We start from the raw sequence: 24,715 nt of genomic DNA, 5'->3' as shown, positions 1-24,715 counted from the left end.
AGCCATCTTCAGCGGATCAAAGAACCGTCCCGTGATTCTTCTGTTTCATTATTTATTATTATCCGCTGCTTTTAAGCAATCCTCAACATCTTTAGTGAATTTGGAAATGTCATCAATGATTACAGAAGTAATTCGCTGACGAAAACTATCATCGATAAGATGGAAGGTGGCATCATTATAAATATCCCAGGAATCTATATTTTCGTCCTTTGGAATTGATGGATATTTCCATATATACCAATTCTCATCATCTTCGTAATCCTCATTATTTGCCACAAGTGTTTCAAACGCCTTGACATATTGTTTGGGTAGCTTCTGACCATTCCTTACGCCAAAGTACAACAATTCATCAGAATATTCTTCCAATTGAATATTAAAGGGTAACGACGTTTTGATTTCAATCGAAAGACTTGCATTATTCCTCTTTCTACTGCTTCCATGAGCGATGTCTGAAAAGTCCTCTTCCGTTGGCTTCTGCAACACCTCATAGCCATTCTTTTCTAAAACAACTACCAAGCCATTCCAGAAATCAGCTATAGTATGCCAATGTAAATGTTTGACGTTGTCAATAAGGAGCTTTGCGCTTTCTAAATTGCTCTTTGACTCGCCAATCAATTTCTTTATTTCAACTCTCTCTTCTATATCAACATTATTTGTCATATCATCAATCAATTTAATGTATTGTATAATTGTTTCTCGTTGAAAGGGTTTGTCATAAACAAACGGCATACATCCTTGCAACCATCTGACGATTTCATTGGGATAAGAGATGCACTGGACCTTCTCGCACAACTTTGGATACTTGTTGTTTGTGGAAACACTTTCCGTAGAAGGCTCATGCCCGTCAAGAGAAAGATAATACACTTCGATGTTGTCTTCAGGTATCTTTTCCTTTTCAATGATAATCCTGTAGTACTTCTCTAATTGCCCTTCTTTCTCATGATTACTGTCGGAAGCATAGATCTTATTCTCAATAATGACAGCTCGCTTCGTTGACTTGTCCAGCAGCAAGATATCAATATCATGTAACTCCTTATGAATTTCCAACGAATTCAAGTCGTATTCGAAAGAGCTATCAACACATTTCAGAAAGGCATTTAGATAGCGATACTCATTGCCTGTTTTGAAATTGAGAAGATAAATTGAGAATGTAAATTCACCTCGTCTGATTCATCAAACATTGCTGTGAAGATATTGAACTGGTCTTTCCGAACCTCTATATCCTCATATCGTTTCCTGATAACATCAAGTTTCTCAAGAAAATTCCTTAGATGGACTATTTTCCCATTCACCATTTTTTCTGTAACTAATATCTTAGCAGATTATTAATCTTTTATAGGGCTGTATTATTGAGACTTATTTCTTCTGTGGAATTTCCATTTTTAGATATAACCACATTCGCCAAACAAACGGCATATTCCACATCAGAGTCTTGAGGTTTCCATGCCAAAGTATAGCTCACTTTTGCACTCGTAACTTCATAGCCCTTATCAGTCCATGCCTTTAGTTTGTCTTTTCCAGACGCAGATAGCGCAATGATGTTGATACTTTGCTCATTCAGCAAATATCCGTCCTTGTATTGCAGGTTATCACCACTTCTTAAACGAAGCACAATGTCCTTTCTTCCCTTGAAGAAATTAAGGATAACATCATGCATGTTTAATGCAATTGATATAGAAGAATACTCTGTGGGAGGATTGGTTACCAGATACAGGTTCCGTTTTGCCCGAGTGAGACCTACATAATAGGATCGCATATCATCAACATTTCTTCTATTCGGAATAGCAGACATGAGGTAGACATTATCGAATTCTCGACCTTTGGCCTTGTGAATAGTGCTCACGAACACGGACTTATCATCATTTGCAATGAAATCCTCAATATTCGACTCGAAGATGTATTCACGCAAGTCGCTGCGATAATAGAATTGATGAGTTATCTCAAAGTCTGAAAAGAAATGCTGCATAATACTGAGACAAGTGCTTGAAGCGTATGTTTCGAGTGTACGTTGTTTCGCTTTTAACCACTTTTCTTTTGATATGGATATTTCGTTCCTGCCAAGTTGTTTTAGGAAATAACGGACTTCCGCAAGATTCCCAAAACGGAAGCCTCCCATTGATTGCGCAATTGTGGCATGTAAACCTCGCTGCTCCAACTCGTAAGCCACTTGCATTGTTTCTTCATTGGTTCGAGTCAAAATAGCTGTATTTCCCTCTACTTTTATTTCTGCGTTCAAAAACGATTTCAAGGTCAGCACCTTGCCTTCTTCACCTGTTGCAGACATGATGGAAGTCTGCTTCAGACGACCGGGAATCCGCTGTACATAGCGATTGGCACAATCAACTACAGCTTTCGCAGACCTATAGTTATCTGTCATCTCGTACAACTTTGCACCTTCTTGCTCCACTATCGATTGCATATATCGTGAGTCAGAACCACGGAAACCATAGATATTTTGGTCATCATCACCCACTGCAATGACTCGCATTTCTTCATTCTGCCGCATCAGAGCCTGAACCAAACGGAAATCATCCTGTCCCATATCTTGAGCCTCATCAATGACTAGAACGCTCTTAGCTATTTTCGATGCTTCCACCTCACCATTTTCTATCATCTCTGCAGCACGCCTTACCACATCTTTTGCCTCATCCAGATTTCCTTGTTTACCGATAAGGTCAAAACTATAAGAGTGGAAGGTCTTAATCTCCACATAGTGTGCAGCGTTGCCAACTAAATCAATAAGTCGTTTTTTGAATTCGGTAGCAGCTGCTCTTGAGAAAGTAAGCATCAATAACTGCTCATGCTTCACGTCTTCTAACAGCAAGAGAGAGGCAAGTTTGTGAACCAAGACTCTCGTTTTACCACTACCAGGCCCTGCTGCCACCACGATATATTTCGACTCTTTGTCATCGATAATCTCACATTGGCGGTTGGAGAGTTCACCGAAGAGTTTGTTGTATTTGGCAGGAGTGATATTCTGATCTATCTGCGCCCGACGTTCTTCTTTGAAATACTGATTGATGAACTTGCGGAAATCAAGTGTAAAGTAGTCGTTCACGAATCGAAGTGCTGCATCATAGTCACGAACCATCAAGTTAGCATATTCACCCACAATATGAATCTGGCGTATACGTTGTTTGTAGAATTCATCCAATAAGCGATACTGCTCCTTACCATATCTGGTACGACGGTCGGCAATACGCCCGATCTGCATGGTGTTATAGATAACGATGAACCCACCTTCAATCTTCATCAGTTCCGTTTTGGTGAGATAAAGCAGCGCTTCCTCAATATCAGCAATTGTAGGTTTCTCTTGGTCGGCAAACATTGATTCCTGCCGACTGGAAATATATTGTTGAAGCAACTCTACAATAGAGAAGTTCACAAGCGCCATTTCTTTATTGGGGTCTCGACTGACATTGAGCGTATCCGTAATAAAGCGGCATATATCCATACGCCGTTCGAATCGAGCCTTCGTAACTTCTTGCGAAGCTTGCAGACGTACACTCACGCTATCGCTAAAACTATGTTCCTGTTTATGAATATAACCCTTCAATGACAGAAAATGGAGCAACATCCTCAAGCGCTTGACATTTGAATATGTAAGACCGCTCTTTTGGGCTTCCTCATTCAGTTCTTTATAATTGATTCTTTGTGCTTCTCCACCAAATCGTTGCAGAAGGAATAGTTCTAGTTTTAAGATGATGTCAAGATTGCGTTGAGAAGTACTCTTGGATATCCAGGCTTGCATATCTCGAGTATCTGCCAACAAACCATCTTGCCGCATCAGGTTAATATTCCTGATAACTGTTGCCTTGCTCATTCCAAGGATATCAGCTAAATAGTCAACACGACTCTCAGCTTTTGCCCCTCGACCTTCAGCTGTTGCACGTGCACTGATAAGTGACTTGATGATACGGGCAGCTTCTTCACGTGATTGCTCATCAAATAGTGGAGAGATAGTCAACTTTCGACGTGCCTCATCCATATTCTTCACAGCAATGCCGGTAGCAAAGACGTGAGGGGAGTTACTGCCTCGTTGTATAAATTCTGCATCCTCAAGTGCAGCGATGGCAGCCTTTACACGAGTCTCGATGTCTTCTACATCTTCACCCCATCCAGCCTGACGTGCTATATCCAATGGCGAACAGCTTACCTTATGTCGCTTAGCCGTAAGATCCTTAATGGCTTTCCAAACCTGCTGAATTTCACTGATACTGAGCTTCGTCTGATTGAGAAGTATAAAGTGTTTATCAAGGTCGCTGTCAGCATATAGTACAAAGCATTCTGCCTGCATTTGTGGATCACGTCCTGCACGGCCAGCTTCCTGTATATAGTTCTCCAACGAGTCGCTGATGTTGTAGTGTACTACCAATCCCACATCTTTCTTGTCAACTCCCATACCAAAAGCAGAAGTGGCTACAATCACTTGAGCCTCACCACTCATAAAAGCATTCTGGTTTTTCACCTTCTCGGCAGCCTCCATTTTTCCATTGAATGGCAAAGCTCGAATGCCATCATTGACTAAATGCTGTGCCAATTCGCGAGTTCTTCGGGTTCGTGATACATATACTATCGAAGAGCATTTGTGCCCAAGAATCAATGAGCGAAGTAGGTTATATTTCTCATCAGCAGTATCAGCATGAAGCACAGAATAACGCAAGTTCTTACGCTCTGAATTGGCAGCAAACACTTTCAGTTCCAAGCCCAACTTTGCTCTGAAGTAGTCGCAGATGTCACTGATTACTTTTTGTTTGGCTGTCGCTGTAAAACAAGATACCGGAATGGACTGTTCCGATTGTTTCTTTTCCTGCAACTGGCGAATGAAATCACCTATGTACAGATAATCCACACGGAAATCGTGGCCCCAAGCAGAAAAGCAGTGTGCCTCATCTATCACAAAACGAACAACATGGCGCCCCATCAACAATCGCTCGATGGTTTTACTGCGCAACATTTCTGGCGCGATGTATAGCAGATTGGCGGTTCCATCTGCCACCTGTTCTATAGCTGTAGCACGTTCGATAGGATCTAACAGTCCATTGATGGTCACCGCATCACTAATACCACGAGCAGCAAGATTATCCACCTGGTCCTTCATCAACGACTGCAAAGGCGAAATGACTACAGTTAGCCCATGCGTATTCCGTCCAGCCATCAAAGCTGGCAGTTGGAATGTGAGACTCTTACCACCACCCGTAGGAAATATCGTTAGCAAAGATTCACCTCGAATAGCAGATTCCACAGCCTGCTGTTGCATAGGAACACCATCGAAGATACGGAACTCATCATAGCCAAAGAACTCTTTTAGCCCGTAATGAGCATCTAAACGCTGATGACAATACTCACAATCACCACAAGATGTGTTGCACATCATATTCATCACATTCACCACCTGTGGATAGTTCCGTATCACCCAGGCAGGAGTGATAGAAAAGATATCGTCAGCACCGATTACTGCCAAGCAATATGCCAACTCAACAGGATACTGTTTGACCAAAGTCTTAAAGTCAGCATGACTGCACACCTTCCCCTCATACTCCTTTAGAATCAATTGCTTCCAATCAAGTTGGGATGAAAAAAATGATGATATCCAATTGACATTTGGCGAATATCCAATATACTTGAAGAACCCTCCGAACTCCTGTGTTTCATTCAATAGATAATAGTAGATTTCCTTTCTGTTATCCGTCAACTGATTCCAAGCCGCCATCTCGTCATTCAGTAAATCGCGAGCCTTCATCGAATCATTCACAGGATTATTCAGTTCATCCACCTGTAACTTATCATCTTTTACCAGATGATGATACGGTCGTTTAGGGAAAAGTAGAGGCGATAGAAACAGCGTATCAACAATAGTCGGGTTACCCCTCAATGAAGTATATTTCAAGTCGAAGTTGATAATGTTATGTCCACACAACGTATCGCATTTTGACACAAAGGCATCGAAGTCAGCCTTGGAATGAGAGTGCAACACGGAACCATCCTCCCTAACTGCTCCGTAATCCGCCACCTTCTTCGTCTGCGGATTTACCTCTGTATCAATAAATGCAATCATATCTTCATTTTTGTTTTTATTCTTTTGTTTACTTCTTACTGTCTTCTTTCCCTATCGAGAGACTATCGAACGCCTATTCTACGTCCTTGCTACGACCTTCGAACGACGGCGGAACGATCTTGCTACGATACGCCTTGGACACGCCTCCAATGCGCCAGTCTGTCTGACCTGTATATGTTCCGTTCGTCATCTTGTATCTTTATGTTTTCTTTTATGTTAAAACTTAACTCGTTTTTATTATCATGTTAAAGAATCTGTGTTTTTTAACTCGTACTTCTTTACGTGTTATCATTTCACAATTTCATTAACATGAACAGATTCTATCACCTCTGCTGGTTCAGTTGCTTAATACTGGCCAAACTCAATTAATAGATTCATGAGCCGGATTTGTCATGTCTTGATTGCTCATATTATGTATCTATTTTTACTTCTATTCGTCTTCTTACAATCTATTCATCAACTGGGGACAAACTGGGGACAAACTGGGGACAAGACTTGTGACAAAACTTGTGACGTCATCTTCTGAAGAGAACATACGCAGCAGTTCTTGTATTTCGTCTTTTGTTATCATTTGACTTCGTCTTCTTCCTTCTTGCAAGGCATAGCCAAAACAAGCCTTGACTCTGCTCTTAACCCCCTTCGTTTCCCCCGTTTCCCGGGGGACAGAAACGTTCGTCAGTTGACTTATTTCTCTTGATTGAATTCTTCCTGTCTCACCAACTCCTGCACAGGCACTTCAAGTGCATTGGCTATTGCAATGAGGGCTTCAAGGCTGGGCTGGGTGGTATTGGTGACCCACTTGGAAATAGTTGCCTGATCCTTTCCTAGTTTATCTGCCAACCACTTGTTGTTCAGGTCGTGTTCAGCTAGAACGATTCTTATCCGATTTAATTTTGCCATGATAATTTTCTCTTGTTCAAGGGCAAAGATACAAAATAATAATTCATAATTAAGCATAATATACTTAATTTTTATTGTTTGTAGTGAAAATTTGATGATATTGTCAAGTATTTGGCGTCATTACTTGCACAAACAAGTCATTTGACAACACGAGTCCACGCTGCATAAAAATGCTTCGTCATGCGGATAGCCGTACTAAACTGGGCAAGGAGGAAGAGCAAACAAAGTTGTTTATCAATGGTAGTCCGTTCCCGACCAATATAAAAAGCATATACGCTCTTTACGTGTATCGCAAAGATCTCTTTTTGCAATACCAAAGCGAGCAGTTAGCCCGTAATATGAGGAACATCAAATACCTTGTTTCTTTCATTGGAGAAGAAAAAAGACTGCAAGATTCGTTGGAGTGTATAAAATAAATGGTAAAAGGGATAATCCAAAAGTAAAGGACGAAGTGATTTTAGATTTGGAGCAAATAAAGGCTTTTGAGCACTTGGAAAAAAGAATTGTAATAGACTGGGCAACTCCTACCAATTCTTGGCATCAGTATTATGATAGAAAAAAGCAAGCACGGATAGAACAATATATACAGGAGCAAGACAATGTCCCATTGTTTGAATCATATCTGCGCACAAATCTAAATCATGCTCAATTGAAACTCGTCGTTCAGCACCCTGATTGGGGGTTAGAAGATTTGGCTATTGCAATAACTGATAATTCAATTTTAATGTACAACAGAACATACACCCCCGAAAGGATTTCGGAATTGGGAGAGAACGAGATATTTGTCTTTGGCAGCAATCTGGCAGGTGCACATGGTGGCGGTGCTGCACGGTTGGCATACAATAGGTTTGGCGCTGTATGGGGCGAAGGCGTGGGTCTGCATGGTAAGACATACGCCATTCCTACCATGCAGGGTGGTGTTGAAACCATCAAGCCATATGTAGATGAGTTCATCCTTCCGAAGGAGTTCGTTGAAAAACTATAGATCAATTCAATGCTTGAGCAGAATGAATGTTTACTCACGGCTCACATGGAGACATGTGGTAAGATGTTGTATCATAGCGTACCAATCGAGGTTGAAACAGAATGACTCCCAAAGTATAGCATACATGCAGCTCCTGGCATTATAGAGTTGCTGACGCAATATAATTGGTTCATCTGTCAGTATCCGCTGTCGAGTCTACTTTGCTGTTGCTCCGATACGGTTTCGTGCATCTTGTCCTGCACCTGTGCCCTTGTATTTGCTGCGTGCCGGGTTGAAACTATAGCGCAGGGTGAGGATAAGGCGGTTGTAGTCCATTGTATTGGTTTGCCGTATATTGTAGCTTCCGTAGTCGATGAAGACGTCGTTGTTTCCTTTCTGGAATATGTCTTGCCATGAGAGTCGCAGTGTCAGTGCGTTGTTTTTGAGCAATGACTTCTGTACGGCGGCTTCGAGTGCCCAGTAGTTGTTGGTCAGCTCCACATTGCTGTAGTTAGCCTTGCTGTGGAATTCGGAGTTGAGTTCAATCTGCCATTCTTTCTTGAGTCTGAAGGCGTTGTTGGCATTGAATACCCACATGGGTTTGTTGAACGTACGTTTCCCGTTGTCGAGGTCAAGTGTGAGCCATTGTTTAACGAAGGCTGCTGTCCATTGTGGCGTGTAGCATCCCCAAGTCTTGTTGGCTGTAGCGAAGATGTTTATCTGCTGTTGCGGCTTGTCGATATTCTTGTACGACACTCTAATCATACCTTCGTCATTCATCTGTTCGCTCCAGTTGCTTATCAGGTCAGAGTAGTGTGAGTAGCTTGCTCCTACTGTGAACATGCTGAACATGGTTGTAAGTGACACGTTGTTCTCAATTGACGGCTTTAGCTTTGGGTTGCCCTGTTGGACTACGAAGCGGTTGTGATACATCATGGAGTTGTTGAGTTGCCCCAGCGACGGGCGTTGTGTTCTGCTGGAGTAGGCGAGAGCTATCCTTGTCTTACCTATCAGTGTAGATATTGATGCCGAAGGGAAGATGTTGTCGTAAGAGCGTTCCATATTGTCGGCAGGGTTGAGCATGTCCTTGTAGTCGAAGTAGGCATGTTCGTAGCGCAGTCCGAGGCTTGCCTGTGTCTTGGCATTCAGTGCTACACCATATTGTATGAATGCGGCATAAGTCTTGTCGTTGACTTTAGATGTTGAGTTGGGCAGTCCGGTGCCTTGGCTGTTGTTGGTATTGTCGCGTTCGATGAATGTCTCTTCCGTACCGATGTTGAGCATGCCTTTCCATATAGGATATGCGAGAACGAGCTTTGTGGCTGTCATGTTGTTCTTGGATGTTGTCACAGATTCTATGTCACGGTCGGTTGTGTTGGCTGTTTCCTTCATCAGCTGATGAGTGTTGTCGTTGGTGAAGAAAAGGTCGGCATTGAAGTCGATGGTCAGTTTCCCTATACTTCCGTTATAGTATGCGTTGACGAGTGTGTTGTTGGGTTTGTCGCTCCAGTTGTGTCCGTCGCTGCAAACAGATTCTATTAGTGTGCCTCGTTCGTATTTGTTCATTGCGAGACGTTCTTTTGTGTCTACCTTAGTCGATATGGCATAGTCAACCTTTGCTCCTACAGAGTGTTTGTCGTTTATCTGCCAGTTGAAACCGCCTGTAAGGTGTGTGCCTATTCCTCGCCACTGGTGCTTCAATACGCCTTCGTATCTGAATATTTCTGTCCCTGTACTGATGTCGGTAGTAGTCTGTCCGAGGTCGCTCCATTGGTTTGTGCGATATTGCCATTCCTTTGCTGAAGCGAAGACGTCGAGTCCTTTGTGTCGGTAGTTTACATTTACTTGTGCTTCCGGGTCGTTGAGTCCTGTGCGCAGACTCTGTTCGGTCTTTGCGAAGGTATTGAAGCTGAAGCCGTCGCCCTGCCTTCTGACAGTCTTTATTCTAACAACGGCAGTTACCGTAGCATCGTATATGGCACCAGGGTTGGTGATGACCTCAACACTTGCAATCTCGTCGCTCAGCAGTCGTTTCAGCTCATCGTTGTCGTAGACTTTTCGTCCGTTGATGTAATAGACAGGCTTGCCACGGCCAACGACCTCAAGGTCTTCGCCTTTCTTTATTATGCCGGGGACCTTCCTCAGCACGTCCTGTGCCGTACCTGCCTTTTCGAGTGTAGAGCCAGTGATGCGTGTTACCATGGCGTCGCCTTTCAGACGTGTATATGGCAGCTGTCCCTTGATGACAACCTCCTGCAGTTGGTGAATATTGAGGGTGTCAAGTTTTAGCGAGTCGGATGCGCCTGCTGTTGCAGCCTGTGCATTAGCGGCAATTGCGGATATGGCAAGAGCCTGAATGACAATAAATCTTCTCATCATGTCTGTACAAATTAAAAACAGGATGCAAAGTTATGGATAAAAAACAAACTGCGTTTGTAAAAAACGGACATTGTTCACTTATGGTAGGCGCGGTAGCCTCTGAGGAAGTTTTCCTGCTGTATGTGTCGGATGTGCTCCATGTATTCTGACGGCGACATTCCGGCAAACGCCTTGAACTCCTTATTCAGGTGTGAATGGTCAGTAAAGCCAAGACGGTAGACAATATCCTTGAAGTCGGTTATTTGCAGGCTTTGTATGGAACGGCACGCCTGTAGGCAACGTTTGGTGCGTATCATCATCTTTGGTGTCATGCCAACATATTCCTCGAAGAACCTGCGGAACTGCCGCTCTCCCAAGCAGGCCCGGTCGGCAAGCGTGTCAATAGACGAGCTGGGATGATGATCAATCTCGCTGCAAACGGCCATCATCCTCTTGATAGTCTCGAAGTCGTTGTTTAGTGCCAACCGTTGTGTTATGAAGTTCTCGATGATGGCAATGGCGCCATCATCAGTTTTTGCGTCGAGTACCATTCTCTTGAGCAGCTTGAATTCAGGAATGCCGAGGTAGTCCATGTCGACGTTGGTGCTTGAAAACATGTTGCATGGCATGCCCATGATGATTTTCAGGGCATAGGGGTGAAAGAATACAAACAGGAGGTCAGCATGCTCGAATGTGGACACGTTGGCTGCCGCGTGGTATTGCCCGCATACGGAGGCAACGTTGCTGGCCTCGTATATGCCGTTTACGGCAAAGGGCTTTTCACGATGGAACATCCACTTCATGCAACCGGTAGGCATGATGGTCATTTCTATCGGGTGCCCGTCGAAGCGCATCACCCAGTAGTGATGTACAAAAGGCGACAGGTGCTTGGAAGGGAGAATTATACGTGACAGCAAGTTCGCAGGCTGTTGTGTGGATGTTGTCTTGTGGAAAAACGGTAGGGATGCCCGCAATGCAGTGTCTTTGTGAGGGCATCCCTGTCAGTTAGCTTTTATTAGAACTCATCGTTTGCATAGAATACCTCGAAGAGCTCGCGTGGGAAATCGAATATCTCCTCGTCCTTGAAGAACCTCTTCAGCTCTACGGCTGCTGTCTCGGGCGAGTCGCTGGCATGAACGATGTTTTCCTGATAACTCATGCAGTACATGCCGCGGATAGTTCCCGGCACACAGTTGGTACGTCCGTTGGTGGGTCCTGTTATTACGCGTACAACCTCTATGGCACTTACGCCCTCAAGACACATGGCAACAACGGGTGTAGCCATCATGGAGTCCTTAACCCTCTGGAAGAAAGGTTTCTCTGCCAGATGTGAGTAGTGCTCTGACAGCACCTCGTCGGTAAGCTGCATCATCTTCAGTCCTACAACTCTCAGTCCCTTCTTCTCAAAGATAGAGATGATTTCACCGATAAGGTTGCGCTTGATGGTACATGGCTTGAGCAGTACCAGTGTTCTTTCTGTCTGTTTCATAAATTTTATTTGTTTAAGGTGGATTTCTATTTTTGTTTGGTATCCTTGCAGACATGCCGCAGCTTTTTCTAATAGTATGTGTTTTCCCAATCGCATACCCAATATGATGCAAAGATAGTGAAAACATACGTAACGGCAAAGAAATAAATCGATATTTTTCCTTTGGTCGCTGCTGTTGCATGCAAACTGAAATGCGTGAACAGATTATATATGTATCGTGCCTTTCCCCAAAAACGTTTGCATTGACGGATGCAAAGCTTTGCGTTGGCAAATGCAAAGCTTTGCGTGGACGATTGCAAAGCTTTGCGTTGGCAGATGCAATGCTTTGCGTCTGAGATGGCCAAAAACTGGGTGATTTGTTTAATACATGTCAATATACAAATAAACGGTGGTACAGACATCGCTCTACACGGTTCTGATAGTATGTCGGTAACTATCCGTGAGTCAATGTTCGGTACCACCGTTACCCAGGAGCGTGACCTTCTGTCTCCAAAGACAGTCCATTATGTAGTTGTGGATACTGTCACCTCGCCTGGTTGTATAAGTATGAGTTGCGTGCCCGCTGTCAGAGCCTGTTGCGTATTTTTGTCAGTTTTTTGGACTTTTGTTTTCTCTGCTTCTTAGTCCGTAGCACATGACAGGCGACAGCTTTATTTCTGCTTTAGATATAAAAAAGCAGATTGGCTGTAAATACGTCAACAAAGTTAGGCGATTTCCCACAATATACAAATAGGGAAGTAGTTTTAGTTGTCTCTTTCCCTGTTTATAGTTGTCTCTTTCCTCTGTTTGCGGTCGTCTCTTTCCCTATTTTAGTTGTCGCTTTCCTTGTCTTTCAAGCTTAATTTCCATTCACCAGGCGTCATGCCGGTCTTCTGCTTGAATATTCTGTACAGATGTGCACGTGAGGAAAAGCCGCATTCCATCGATATGGCATCATTGTTGTATTCGGGATACTTCTTGAGCATCCGCTGTACTTCGTGAAAACGAATGTCGCTAAGCCATACTCGGAAGGTGAGCTTGATATGTTTCTCGAAATAGTAGGTAAGGTCGCTGCGCATGATGTGCAATTGCTGCGACAGAGTGCCCAAAGTTACGGTTGGATCTTTGAAACCACCTGATGCCGCCCATGTTTCCAAAGTTTTCTCTATCTGTGCCATCAGTTCGTCTGATTGATGGTCATTGATGTCTTGCTCTGGCAGATTTTCTGTATCCCCATCCAGGCACTTCTGTGTTGTGATGTCGTCAATATAATTCTCGCTGGGCACGATGTTGAAGCCCAAGGCAACGAAGCTCAGAACGAAGATGAACAGCAACAGAAGTGCCAATGTGCCGAATATTTGTAACAGGCTGCTGGAAAGTATGCTGAACAGAATCAGCAAGCCGCATGGTATCAGCAGTAATCCTCCTGCGTAGATATAGCGCGTGTATGGCAACAAGTCGCCAGCCGTCTCTGTCTCAATAATTCGTCTGCGATAACGTATCTCTTTGTAGCTTGTCAATATGAATAGCAGCATACAGATAATGTAGAGAATGTATAGCAAGTGTAACATTTTGCCGAAGTGTATGCTTTTGCTGAACATATACCAGATGCCTGCTGTAGAAAGAACTGCGATGCATCCGGCCATGCCTCCCCGTAGCCATCTCCTCGTGCTGCAACGGGAACATTCAAGGTTGATGATGGACGAGGTGACAAGATATGCTGTTGGGGTATAGAAGATGATGTTTGCCAGTATGCCTACGTCTTCTCCCATGGCACGCAGTCCGAAGCGCATCTGGAAGTAATAGTGTACAGCCAGGCAAATCATTGATAACCCAAGGAGTTTGCGCGACTTTTCATACCTCTTGTTTACCCATTTTACATAATATCGTGATAAGAAAATCAGCAAGGCAAGACAGATGGTTACTATCATGCAGCAGAATTGAAGAAGATATAGATTATTCATGTCCGGTGTTTGATGCTAACAAATTTGTCTGCAAATGTACAAATTTTTATTCAGAGTAAAGCAAGTATTATCCAGTATTTTCCTTTTCTGCTGTTTTTAATGAGATGAATTAGGATTATTCAGTCATATACAGCATATATCTGTCATAGTCCACACATATATCCGAAAGCGCCAATGCATATATCTTTATGTGAATATCCGCAATAGAAAATCCCCAGCCTTCTCACATCCGAGAGGGCTGGGGATGAGTTTCCCTGCCTTTAAGGGAGGGTGGGGAGGACCATTTACCTCACTACCACCTTCCTGCTCTTGTCACCCTTTCGGATGATGTTCACACCCTTCTTTGGAGCATCGAGGCGTGTGCCGTTGATGCTGTAAACGGTGGTGCTGCCATTGGCATCTATGGTCCTTATTCCATTGGGAATGTCCGAGGAGCCAATATGCAGTACTACTGGAGCCCAGGTGTCTGGCCTTCCGTCGCCATCCTCGTCGGTGAGTCCCGTGATGCCGTTAGGTACGAAGGCGTGCGTTTCCTCTGCCCATTGCTCCACCAGTGGGTCATCGTCAGTTCCCGTGCCTGTCACAACCTTGAACTTTATCTCCTCATCTGGCATGCTGCCGAAGATTGCCATGATGGCGGTGTTGTCGGCATTCTGCGCCTTCAGCGGCTTAGGTTCTGGACACTGGTTGCCCACGATGAGTCCTTCGCTGTTGACAGCAACAATCTCGCAGTCATCGAGCACCTTGTTGCCGCTCATCACCTGGCAGTAGAAGAATGAGTTTATGTTGTACGCTCTGTGGTCAGTCTCATATTTGTCGAGATACAGTATAGGGCGCCAAGCGACCTCCTTCTCCCATCCTATCTGACCATACTGTACGTATCCGTCAGACTTCCTGTAGTTGTATGAGTCTGTGACCTCACAAGCCTCCGCCTTCGACCCGTACTGGTCGCGGATGCCCTGTGCAGGCAGCTGGGCAGCCGTGCAGAGCAATGATAGTGCTATGAATAATTGTTTCTTTCTCATGTTTTTTAGTTAACGAGTTGACATGTATACAAATAGTTTACTTGAAGGTTTTGAAGTCTTTATGTTTCAAGTTATGAGGTTTCAGGTTTTAACCTTATAACCTCATAACCTTTAATCTTAGTCCTTAGTCCTTTGACCTTCGACCTTAGTCCTCAAAACCTATCTGCTATTTTCTAACCACAACTTTCTTGTTGCCCCTGATAACCACCTGTCGGCGCATAGTGTTGTCGATGCGTTGTCCTGCGAGGTTATAGGTGTTCTCATCTCCGTCGTTGTCAGCAGCGATGTTGCCGATGCCCGTTGGCGAGCTGAGGTCTATGACGAGCGGCTCGTTGTAGGTACCGATGATTGCATCGTCGTTGTAGAACATCACTCCGGGAACTATGTAGTCCATACCGTCGATGTTGACGATGAATCTCAGGGCAGCACCATGCTCCTCACCAGCGATGGTGATGAAGTGGCGGTCAGCGACAGCCTCACGGCTTATTGCGCGCAGGTTGTTGTCTGCGTCGATGACGCGTACCTCAACATTGTTGCGAGCCATGCCGTTGAAGTCGAGCACGGTAGCTATGACAGTCATGTTGCCACTGTGTGCTGCCGCGATGTCGTTCTGAGCCTGTGCGTATGCCTTAGCCTCAGCACTTGTCATGGCCTTGGCATTAGCTGTGCCGTCCGACAGCAATGACGGGTAGCAGAACTGCTTAGCGTTGTCGCGGGAAGAGAAGTACTGGTAACCCTCGCCTGCTGCCATGGTGGTCAGCGTACCTACCCACTCGTTCTGGTTCCATGTAGCAAACGACTTGTGTCCCTTAATCACGTCACCATCCTGGGGATCAAGGTCGGCGAATGCCTCTCCGAGCGAGATATAGCCAGGAGCCATGTAGCCAATCCAGTTCCACTGTGGCTTGATGGTCAGCGGAGTTGACGCCACATCCACTGGCAGACCGGAAACGGTGAGAGTAGCTGGAGCAGAGAGCTGTGCCTTGTACATCTCTCCTACATTGATGCTTGAGAGCGTGCTGCTAATCGGAGTCCACAGAGCATACTCTGAAACCAGAGAGCTGAGGTTGTCCTGTATGCCTGCAAGAACCTCGTCGGCATCGTTGTCGCTTGGGTTGACGTACATGCTTATCCACTGCCATCCCTTGACGAGGTTGATGTCCTGTCCAATCTCGTTGGTAGCAGTCCAGATGTTAGGATTGTTCATCGTACCGATTACAACGTCAGGAACGAATGTCGTTACATTCTTTATGCTTGCCTTTACAACCGGGTGAATGTTTCCTGTGCTGGCATCGAATACCTTGTATGTAAGTGGCTGGTTGAAGTCCTCGTTGTTGCCGTAGACATTCATCAGTACATAGTAAGCATCGTAACGCTCGAAGTAGGTTGGGCTTGCCACACCTACGCAGCGGTCGCCACGGAATGCTGCAATGATGTCGTTGCCGTCCTGTGACATGCGGTCAGCAATTACCAGCTGTCCGTTGATGTTCATCGTGTACTCGTAGTCGGCAGGGTTAACGCTCCAGTCAGGTGTCTGGCTTGTGCTGCTAACCTTCACTACCAACGGCTCGCTGATGCCGAGTGAACCTGTGAGGTAAACCACGGCCTCGTAGTTGCCGATACTGAGCGATGGGTCAACAGTGAATTTCAGAGTACGCTCGGAGATAGCAGGAAGTGTACCAGTGCCCGAACTTACAGAAAGCCATGATGGCAGGTTACTGATAGTCCAGTTCTCGGCAGAACCGCTGTTGTTGGTAATGCCAACCTCGAAGCCTACGCTTTCGGCACCATGCTTAACGATGCTCATTTCTGATTCCTGCCAGATGAGCTGGTTCTGACGCACATAAACATCCCATGTGATGCTGTTGCACGGGTTGTTGTGAGTGTCGCGTACGCCACGCACGGTAATATTCACGGTGCAGTTCTCAAGACGTTGCGGGCTATCTGTAAGCTTGATGAGAATCTTGCGGTCGCTGCCTGTGAAGCTGAAACCAACGTTCTGACGGACAGGAGCGGTCTTGAGCGGAGCCGTATTCTGTGACAGGTACTCTACATTGCCCAAGCCTTCTATCTTCATGATGTTGCCAGCAGCTTTAGTACTCTGGTCACATGCTGTAGTGTCTGTGTACATCTGGTTGCCTGCATCGAGCGTAGCCTTTTCGAATGGATAGTAGGCCACGAGCCCCTCTGCATCGTTGCTTACTCGCGCGTACATATTATTATTGATAACATCTGCTGTGCGGTGACCGTGCCATACACGTACTTCATCAATAGCACCCTTGAACGGTTGGTCGAATGTCTCACCATTAAGGTGTCCACCAAGAATCAGCTTGCTTGTCTGCAGGGCAGGAGCTTCTGTTGCACTGAACTGCTTGCCTGCGATGCCGTCCACATAGAGTGTGGCAGAGCCGGAAGTGCTCTTCAGTACGTTGAAGGCCAGGTGGTGCCACTGGTTGTCGCGGTAGTCCTTGCTTGATACCGCATAGTCCTTGGCATTGGCAGTCATGCGGAGCTGTCCGCTCTCAGAGAGATAGATGTCAAGCTTGTTGTTGCTGTTGTAGCCAACGATGCTGGCCTTACCCTTCTGGCTGTTGTCTGCACGGAACCACATCTCTATGGTATAGCTGTCGCTGTTGTCGCCAGCGATAGCAGCAGCGTTGATAGCCATTATGGCATCTCCGTCAAGGTTGAGGGCATAGTTGGTTCCTGCCAAATACCATGCTGTAGCTGACGGCAGGGTGAGTGTGCGGCTGCGCGCATAGTCTGTGGCGGCAGTGCCATGACCCTCGTCGAGTCGCCAGTAGCCCATCAGTCCCTCGCTGTAGCGTGTCTTCTTCTCGTACATCTCGCCCTGAGCCTCGCTCCATGGACGTGCGTTGTTCCACAGCGATACATCATGCATCTGTCCTGTCAGTCCCTTACCCAAGGTGATGGTTCCCACACCTGTATATTCGCCAACAGGCTTCTCGTTGAAGAGTGTCACGTCGTATGCGTCGTATGCGTAGTTGGCTGTGATGGTCTTGTTGTCGGCATTATAGCTGAAGCTCAGATACTGCCATGTGTCCTTCTGTAGGGCATTTTCGCTGACGATGTTGCTGCCAGCCATGTTTATGGTCAGCTTGCCCTCGTCATTGACAGCCACCTTCATGTTGTTGTCAGCAGTGCCGTGTGCGAATATCTCGCCTGGCTTGCTGTAGCGCATCCACATGTTGACAGCGAACGAGCGTTTGTCAAGGTTCATGCTGGCGCTGGTCTTCGCACCCTCGCCACCGGTGAGGCTCATTGCCACATCGTGAGCAATTGTCGCATCGTTCAGTTCACCTGTTACAACGAAGTTGTCGATTGTTGTCAGGGCACCATAGCGTATGTCCTCGTTGAATGTCACGGCAATCTCGTCATCTGCTGTGAGTACTCCGTTGGCTGGGCTTGGGGTAGTGATAAGCTGTGGACGTATCATATCCTTGCTCAGCATGATTACATCAGAAGAGTTCGTTACCTCGTTACCTCCGAAGTTGCTTACGGTGATGGCGCGTATGTTCCACTGTCCGTCAGGGAAGACATTGGCATCACTCATGTCAAGCACATGCCCGAATGTACCTTCTGCCGGCAATACCTCTTTGTTAACATCGTTGGCAGCCTCTGTCTCGTCAACAACCCATTCCTTCAGGGTTGTCCATTGCGGGTTGCCTTCCTGCTTGGCCTGGAGGCGCAGTGACTTCAGACCGCGTGAGTTCTTGTCATAGTCAGATATGGTCAGATGGAGCAGGTGTCCTGTCTCTATGTTCAGAGAGTTCTCCTCTGCCTTCAGTGCTACGCTGCTTCCTGTCTGCTGGAAGTGTGCGCTAAGGACTACAGTATCAGCAATCTCCGGGAATACTCCGTTGTTGTCCGACTGGCACACGCTCGATATGCGCAACTGTATGCCCTCGTAGTCATAAACATCAGAATTGGTCTGCGAAATCTGTATGGTCTTGGTAAGCGTCTCACCAGCTTTCAGAAGAACTGTGGTACCGCCAGAGAGATTCTTTCCGTCCATGGTTACAGCCGCACCGTCAGGATTTGACTGGTCAACAACATTGAGGTTGAACCAGCAGTCCTCGCCAATCTCGCTGGTATTCTGCATGTAGACGGTGTATGTGGCAGGCTTGCCGCTTGGTACGCCAGTCATGGTTGTCTCCTTGGCAGATATTCTTGGTTGCTCAATCTGCATGGTCTTTTCCTGAATGACGAAGCCCGGACGGTAATACTTGGTCTCCACGGCATCCTCGTATGGACAGCTGGTCTGACCGGCACGGGTGTAGAAGATTGGACCGAAGCCGTCGGGAGCGTTGAGCACGTCAACAGTAAGAGCGTCATCATCACCACTCTCAGCAAGGGTGAAACCAACTTCCATGGAGCTTTCTTCTGTAGAACCGTCGGAAGTCATAACCGAGCCTCCTGTTTCTGTCGAAGCCTCCACCTCTATACCTGTACTATTTACTTGGAACCCTGTCGCACCTCCAACTACAGCAAGTATTGAAGTGTTGCTGGTAACGGTGAAGTCCTTGGATGATGTGGTCGTGGTTGATGAGGTCAGGCTGCTTCCTGCATCAAACGAGTAGTTGTCGCGCAGGTAGTCGGAGCGGTTCTCAATTGCCTTAACCTTTGCCTTTTCATTGTTGGCAAGCACCTGTTTCCAAGCACTTATCTGAGAGTTGAACCAAGTAATGGTATCGCTGGCAAGGTAGTCGTCGCGAAGTGTACCGCCTTTATAAGCCGAGGCAGGCAGTACCATCTTGTAGGAAGGTCCTTCCAATGCGCCCTTCACTGAAGCATTATCGCCCCATACGCTCTTGTCGCTGTTGTTTGAGCCGTAGCCCTTGTCGCCAGGATTGAGTTTGGTGATATAAATAGGCTTGTCAGTATTATTGACATATCCGTCATAACTGTCCACATGTACAAGGCATGAGTTGCGCAGCTTCTCGAAGTTGGGCAGCAAGGAGCTCTCCACGTAGTTCTGGGTGTAAAGGAACTCAGTGCTGAAGCTTGTACCTACTGTCATCACGTTCTTCAAGTCGAGTGCTGGCACCGACTCGGCATCTGCCAAATTGATGCCTATCTGACGGGCGTTGCCGAAGACATAGTTGGTTGAGCTTCCGATGAATACATCGCCAACGGCACCAACATACTCGGTCTCGTCGCTTGTCGAGATACGCTTCGTTGTGGTGATGGTACGTGTGTTGGTGGTACCCATCTGCACTTCCTCGTTAATCTTCAGACCGGCTTTCATCTCGAACTTACTTTCTACATCAATTGATGTGGCAACTAAGACACCAACTGCAATACCACCGCTGATGGTTGTAGTCTTCAATCCGAACTTGGTGTTTGTCATCACCTCGTTGTTGCTGATAATCTGTCCTCCGCGCATCACGGTGGTAGTAGTGCTCTGACCCTCCTCTATGTATGCGCTTGAGCCTGAACCTGCTGGATCACGGAGTATCATAGCTACTTCGTCGGGACCAGCGGTTACGAAGTTGTTGCCAGAGGTCAGCTCACCAAGGATGATGCCCTGGAAGCCGCTGCCATCCCAGCTGAGAGTTGTTCCCTCAATGCTGTATGTGGCGGTCATTGTGCGGGTGTAAGGAGCGATGATGTTGGGAAGGGCAGCACGCCATGAGTATGAGCCTTTACCATTCTCGTCAAGCTCTATCTCTGTTGTTGCTGACTCGTAAACCTTGCCGTCATCCTCTCCGCTGACGATTACTGATGTGCCCACACCCATCTGGTTGCTGAACGTTACGGTAGTTCCGCTGAGTGGAACGATGGTTTTGCGCAGGCTCTCGTCTGCAAAAGAGTCGTGGTTCTCATATTGCTCATATAGGCTCAGGTCGAACTCGTACTCTGCATTCTGCAGGAATACCGGGTAGCCGAAGGTGTAGCCTGTGTTCTCCTCTGTAGGCAAGCTGTAAGTCTTGTTGGTGTCGTAGAGCTGCACCTTGACTTTGTCGCCATTGGCTGCTGTAACTTCCGTCATCTGCTCGCCGAAGGCTCCATCGGCTGCCGCATCTTTCTGAACAACGTTCAGCACGGGTGTGCTGCGGTAGCTCTTCTTGAGCGATGCAACATACGTGAACTTCTCGATGTTGCCCTTCACCTCTGCTGAGTCGGTATATTCCTGTAGCGGATTGCTGGCATCGAGAATGTCGGCCTCTGTCCAGAAGATATCATCGTTGCTGTCGATGCTTACCTTTGCCACCGTATAGTTCAGTGGTGGTACCATTGCTGCAAACTCACCCGTCAGGGAGTCGGTGGTGATGATAAGGCTTCCGGCCTTGTCGTCAGAGCCGTAGCCTACGTATGCCTTTGATGAGCATGTAGCATCTTCCGGCACATCGAAGTAGCGGTTTTCCGTTGCATCCTCAATTGAGGATGTTGCGCCATCCTTCTTGTATGCTATGTTGAGTTTCTTCTCGCCATACTTCAGGGTGAGGGTAGCACGTCCGATGTTGTTGACAGACTGTCCCAAGCCAAGAGGCTTGTCATTCTCTATGGCACCACCTGTCACGCGGCCTGCTATAGGCACGAGGGTGTTGTCGTAGAAGGTCAGACCTGTCAGTTCCTGTACAAAATCCTTGGTGCCTATTACTATCTCCTTGCCGTTTGTTGCGACACCTGGGTAATAAGCCTTGTTGTTGTACGACTCCTCGTTGGCATTGATAAGTGAGTGACCGTCCTTGCTTGCGCTGATGTAGTGGCTGCCTATGGGCACGCTGATGGTGAACTCACCGTCGCTGTTGGTGGTTATGAACTCACCGTCCTTGGTGCATGGACTGCCGTCAACGCTGAACTGCACGCCCTCTACAGGAATGTTCGTACCATAATAATATACTGTACCGCTAACGGGGAATGAACTTACGTCCTCGAAGTCTACACCATTATGTACCAGCGACTGTGCGCTGACGAAGCGTGTCTCCTTGGTGGGCGAGAATTCGTGAATGCCCTTCGACGGACGGATGGTATATGATGTACCGTCGCCAGAGAAGGGGATTCCGCTGATGGAGTAGCTTCCGTTCTCATCGGTGATGCCGCAGATGGCAAGCTGGTTCTCGCTAGGCACATCATCGGTGACATTCATGTTGTAGATGATACCATGGTTGCCGTTAGATACACCTGCCTTCTTTGAATAGTCATAGGCAATGGTCTGACTGGATATTCCCTCGTCGAACTTATAATACAGATAAAGTCCGTCCTCCGAGCCTGATAATATACGGTTGTAGTTGTTGAGCACCATGGCGTCGGTCAGTTCCTTCGTCCAGAAACGGCACTCGTCTATCACTCCTGTAAAGGCGGCTGAATAATTAGAGCCAAATTCGAAGTAACATTCGTTTGATGAAAAATGATTATCGGTGTAGCCCAAGTATATGAGCTCACTACCCCAAAGAGTTGCATCGTTTTTCTTCATATTACCGCTCTCGTCTATTAGACGCAAGGTATACAACTTGTCACCGTCATAGGAGAGTGAAATGCTATAGAACTTTCCGGTTTCGAGTTGCCAACACTTGCGAAGCAATGAGGTTGCTTGGCCATTATTTGTTTTTGGTGCTATGACACCAATCCAACCGTTGTTGTCAATAACAACACGGGTATATTGTGTTTTAAACAAAGTGCTATTGCTTGCGAAATTGTCAACTTTGAAATACATCTGCATTGTCCAAGGCTCCTTAAGCATCTCTTTTATGTCTCCTGGAGTCTGGTTTGACCTAACGTATGAGTAGCCAGAGTTCTTTCTCAGAGCATGTAGTGTCAGTGGAATGTTATCGTCTTTTGAACTTGGCTCAAGACTAACCTTCACTCCATCAACAGCGGTACCTGTGCCATAGGTGACGCGACCGCTGATAACGCCGGTTGCCAGTGCAAAGCCATCGGTCTGCTGCGAGGCTCCATAGGTGAGCACAGGCTCGGAGGTAGAGGTCTCACGGCACTTGCGGTAACATTGCACGCGGTACTCATAGTAGGAGCCTGGCTGGGCAGAGTTGTCCTCGTAACTGTATGTCTCAGCCACACCCGATGTGGTATAGATGGTCTGGAAGTCGCCTTCCTTGGTACTGCCAAGCAGTCGGCGCTGGACGTTGAAGTAAGTAAGGTCGGTACCAATCTGGTTTACCTCCCAGGTGATGCGCACCGTACCGCTATATGCTCCGCGGCTTGCCACAACGCTCTTCACACCGCTGGCTCCATCGATACAGCCTTCTACAGTGCCGTCGGCACCATATTCAAACACCATCTCCTGTGCCTCAACACTTACCTTGTACTGATAGGTCACGCAGGCATTTGACACATCCTCATCGGTAAAGGTGAAGCTGGTCTCGCTGTTGGAGTTGATAGTATGGCTCTTATATACTTCGCCCCAGTCGGTAGTGCCTTTCTTGCGCCTGTAAAGGTTCAGGGTGTATTTTGTGGATGTTGATGCGTTCTCGAAACTCTTGTACGAGCAGGTGATGTTAATCTTCGCATCAAGATTGTTCGTCGCCGTGAGTTTCTCAAGCGGATTGACAGTTGTCACCTTGCCATAAACGTAGCAGGACAGGCTGGATGCATCAGATGGTTGGGAGAGGGTTTTCCCCCACTCGGTAGGCTGGAAAGCTACGGTATATACATATTCCTTGCCGTACTCCTTGTCTGTCTTGTCAACAAACTCGGTCTTGCCCGATGAGTAAGAGACGGTGCCAAGAGATGTGTAGTCTCCTGACTCACCTCTCACCTTGCGGAATACAACCCATTTTCCATCGGTGTTTACGTGCGATGCATCGTATATCTGTGGGTACCAGCTGATGGTGATGTCCTTAGTCCAAGGATTGGCCGACGTACGCATAGCGTTGGCTGCCGTGCTTGAGCCGTTGCCGTAGCCAGAGGGATTAGGACGCGGATAACCATACACCCAGTGTGGTTTGTAGTTACGGTTGATGTATACCGATTGGGTCAATGCTGTGCTTCCACCGTTGGGATAGCACTGGTAGTTGGGTGCAAAGCGAGTTATAAAGGGATATACGCAGAACGACTTGTAGTTGTCAAGCTCCAGAGTGGCGTGGACTTGGGTAATACCCGAATTACAGTCCTTAAGGCTTGAATTAACCGTTACAGGAGTAATGTTTATGTTGTCCCAATACTTCTTGATGGTGTACGTATTGCTTGGCCAAGCAACATCGGTATTGTTAATGCTTGAGAAGCGTAAGGCATATCGCCAGTTTCCCGGGTTGTTCTTGCTGCCGAAGTTGGGATAGGTTTCCACCTTGAGGTCTGTGCTGTAGAACTCAACCTCATTGTTGGCAGTACGCTTGACTTTAAGATGTGCCCAGTCGACGGTTGGGAAGGAGAATGTCTTACTTCCGGATTTGGTGCCTTGAGAGATGCCTTTCGAAATCCATTCGCCTTCAGCTGTCACTTTGTAGCTCTTGTTATATATCAGCTCCTCCAGTATGATGTCTACAGTTACGGATGACCATTTGTCGCTCTCGGCATTGAGCCTGGCGACAGAGACACGTCCTTTATAGCCATTGGCGTTGAAAGAACCTTGTCCAAGAACTCCTCCGTCGGACTTGTCCTTAACGGCATCCTCATTCTGGTCAAGATTGGAGATGTTGGAATAAAGGCTGTTGAGTTTAATGACTTTCTGGTCATTAATCTTAAGCCACACGTCTCCTTTGAACCAGCTGTTTTTCCCATCGTAGTTATAGAAGTACATACGGAAGCTAACATGAGCCTTGCTTGGGAAATTGAAATCGCTCCAATCATAAAATGATGGATTCGAAGTCTCTACGGCTTGCGCCGTCTGGCTAAATGGCAATAATGCCAAAAGGAACAGGACCATCGCCCATCCCCGTCTGAAATACCCACCGCCCGACTTTGGAGGCGAAGAGGGTATTCGCTGATGAAACAGATTGTACATAATCAATTAGAATTTATTTGATATTGATTTTAAGCATAATTTGCAACAAATTT

General features: G+C 46.5%; 9 protein-coding genes and 1 pseudogene. 1 reads left to right on the top strand and 9 read right to left on the bottom strand.

Going from position 1 to position 24,715, the window contains the following annotated elements; genetic code table 11:
* Positions 1–48: 48 nt before the first annotated feature.
* The 3 genes from CIL02_RS04320 to CIL02_RS04305 form a co-directional block, all read right to left on the bottom strand.
* The gene (locus CIL02_RS04320; RefSeq protein WP_256387550.1) at positions 49–1,143 is read right to left on the bottom strand and encodes a PD-(D/E)XK nuclease family protein; all 1,095 of its coding nucleotides are present in this window, start codon (positions 1,141–1,143) and stop codon (positions 49–51) included.
* 190 nt (positions 1,144–1,333) lie between these two features.
* Complete coding sequence (locus tag CIL02_RS04310; RefSeq protein ID WP_094399396.1) at positions 1,334–6,058, bottom strand: RecQ family ATP-dependent DNA helicase; 4,725 nt, start codon at positions 6,056–6,058, stop codon at positions 1,334–1,336.
* Positions 6,059–6,742: 684 nt separating this feature from the next.
* Positions 6,743–6,958: a helix-turn-helix transcriptional regulator gene (locus CIL02_RS04305; protein WP_094399623.1), complete on the bottom strand. Its 216-nt coding sequence runs from the start codon at positions 6,956–6,958 to the stop codon at positions 6,743–6,745.
* Between the two features lie 724 nt (positions 6,959–7,682).
* Here CIL02_RS04305 and CIL02_RS04295 point away from each other — a divergent pair.
* Positions 7,683–7,913: pseudogene (locus tag CIL02_RS04295) on the top strand (hypothetical protein); the annotation flags it as partial.
* A gap of 225 nt (positions 7,914–8,138) precedes the next feature.
* Here the strand turns inward: CIL02_RS04295 and CIL02_RS04290 are convergent.
* From CIL02_RS04290 to CIL02_RS04265, 6 genes are all read right to left on the bottom strand, one after another.
* Positions 8,139–10,301 carry an outer membrane beta-barrel family protein gene (locus CIL02_RS04290; RefSeq protein ID WP_094399392.1) on the bottom strand — a complete coding sequence of 721 codons (2,163 nt, stop codon included), beginning with the start codon at positions 10,299–10,301 and terminating at the stop codon, positions 8,139–8,141.
* A 74-nt stretch (positions 10,302–10,375) separates the two neighbouring features.
* Positions 10,376–11,197, bottom strand: a complete 822-nt coding sequence (locus CIL02_RS04285) for a helix-turn-helix domain-containing protein (protein ID WP_141210125.1) — start codon at positions 11,195–11,197, stop codon at positions 10,376–10,378.
* A 98-nt stretch (positions 11,198–11,295) separates the two neighbouring features.
* The gene (gene ndk, locus CIL02_RS04280) at positions 11,296–11,769 is read right to left on the bottom strand and encodes a nucleoside-diphosphate kinase (protein WP_094399388.1); all 474 of its coding nucleotides are present in this window, start codon (positions 11,767–11,769) and stop codon (positions 11,296–11,298) included.
* A gap of 809 nt (positions 11,770–12,578) precedes the next feature.
* Complete coding sequence (locus tag CIL02_RS04275) at positions 12,579–13,712, bottom strand: AraC family transcriptional regulator (RefSeq protein WP_094399386.1); 1,134 nt, start codon at positions 13,710–13,712, stop codon at positions 12,579–12,581.
* A gap of 284 nt (positions 13,713–13,996) precedes the next feature.
* Positions 13,997–14,737 (bottom strand): hypothetical protein, encoded by a 741-nt coding sequence (locus tag CIL02_RS04270; protein ID WP_094399384.1) that lies wholly within the window; start codon positions 14,735–14,737, stop codon positions 13,997–13,999.
* A 166-nt stretch (positions 14,738–14,903) separates the two neighbouring features.
* On the bottom strand, positions 14,904–24,662 hold the full coding sequence (locus CIL02_RS04265) for a LamG-like jellyroll fold domain-containing protein (protein ID WP_141210124.1): 9,759 nt from the start codon (positions 24,660–24,662) through the stop codon (positions 14,904–14,906).
* Between the last annotated feature and the right edge of the window lie 53 nt (positions 24,663–24,715).

The organism is Prevotella sp. P3-122 (assembly GCF_002251365.1).
In the GTDB taxonomy this organism is placed as follows: domain Bacteria; phylum Bacteroidota; class Bacteroidia; order Bacteroidales; family Bacteroidaceae; genus Prevotella.
The sequence above is the reverse complement of the archived record's forward strand: the minus strand, read 5'-3'. Positions and strand labels throughout refer to the sequence as shown.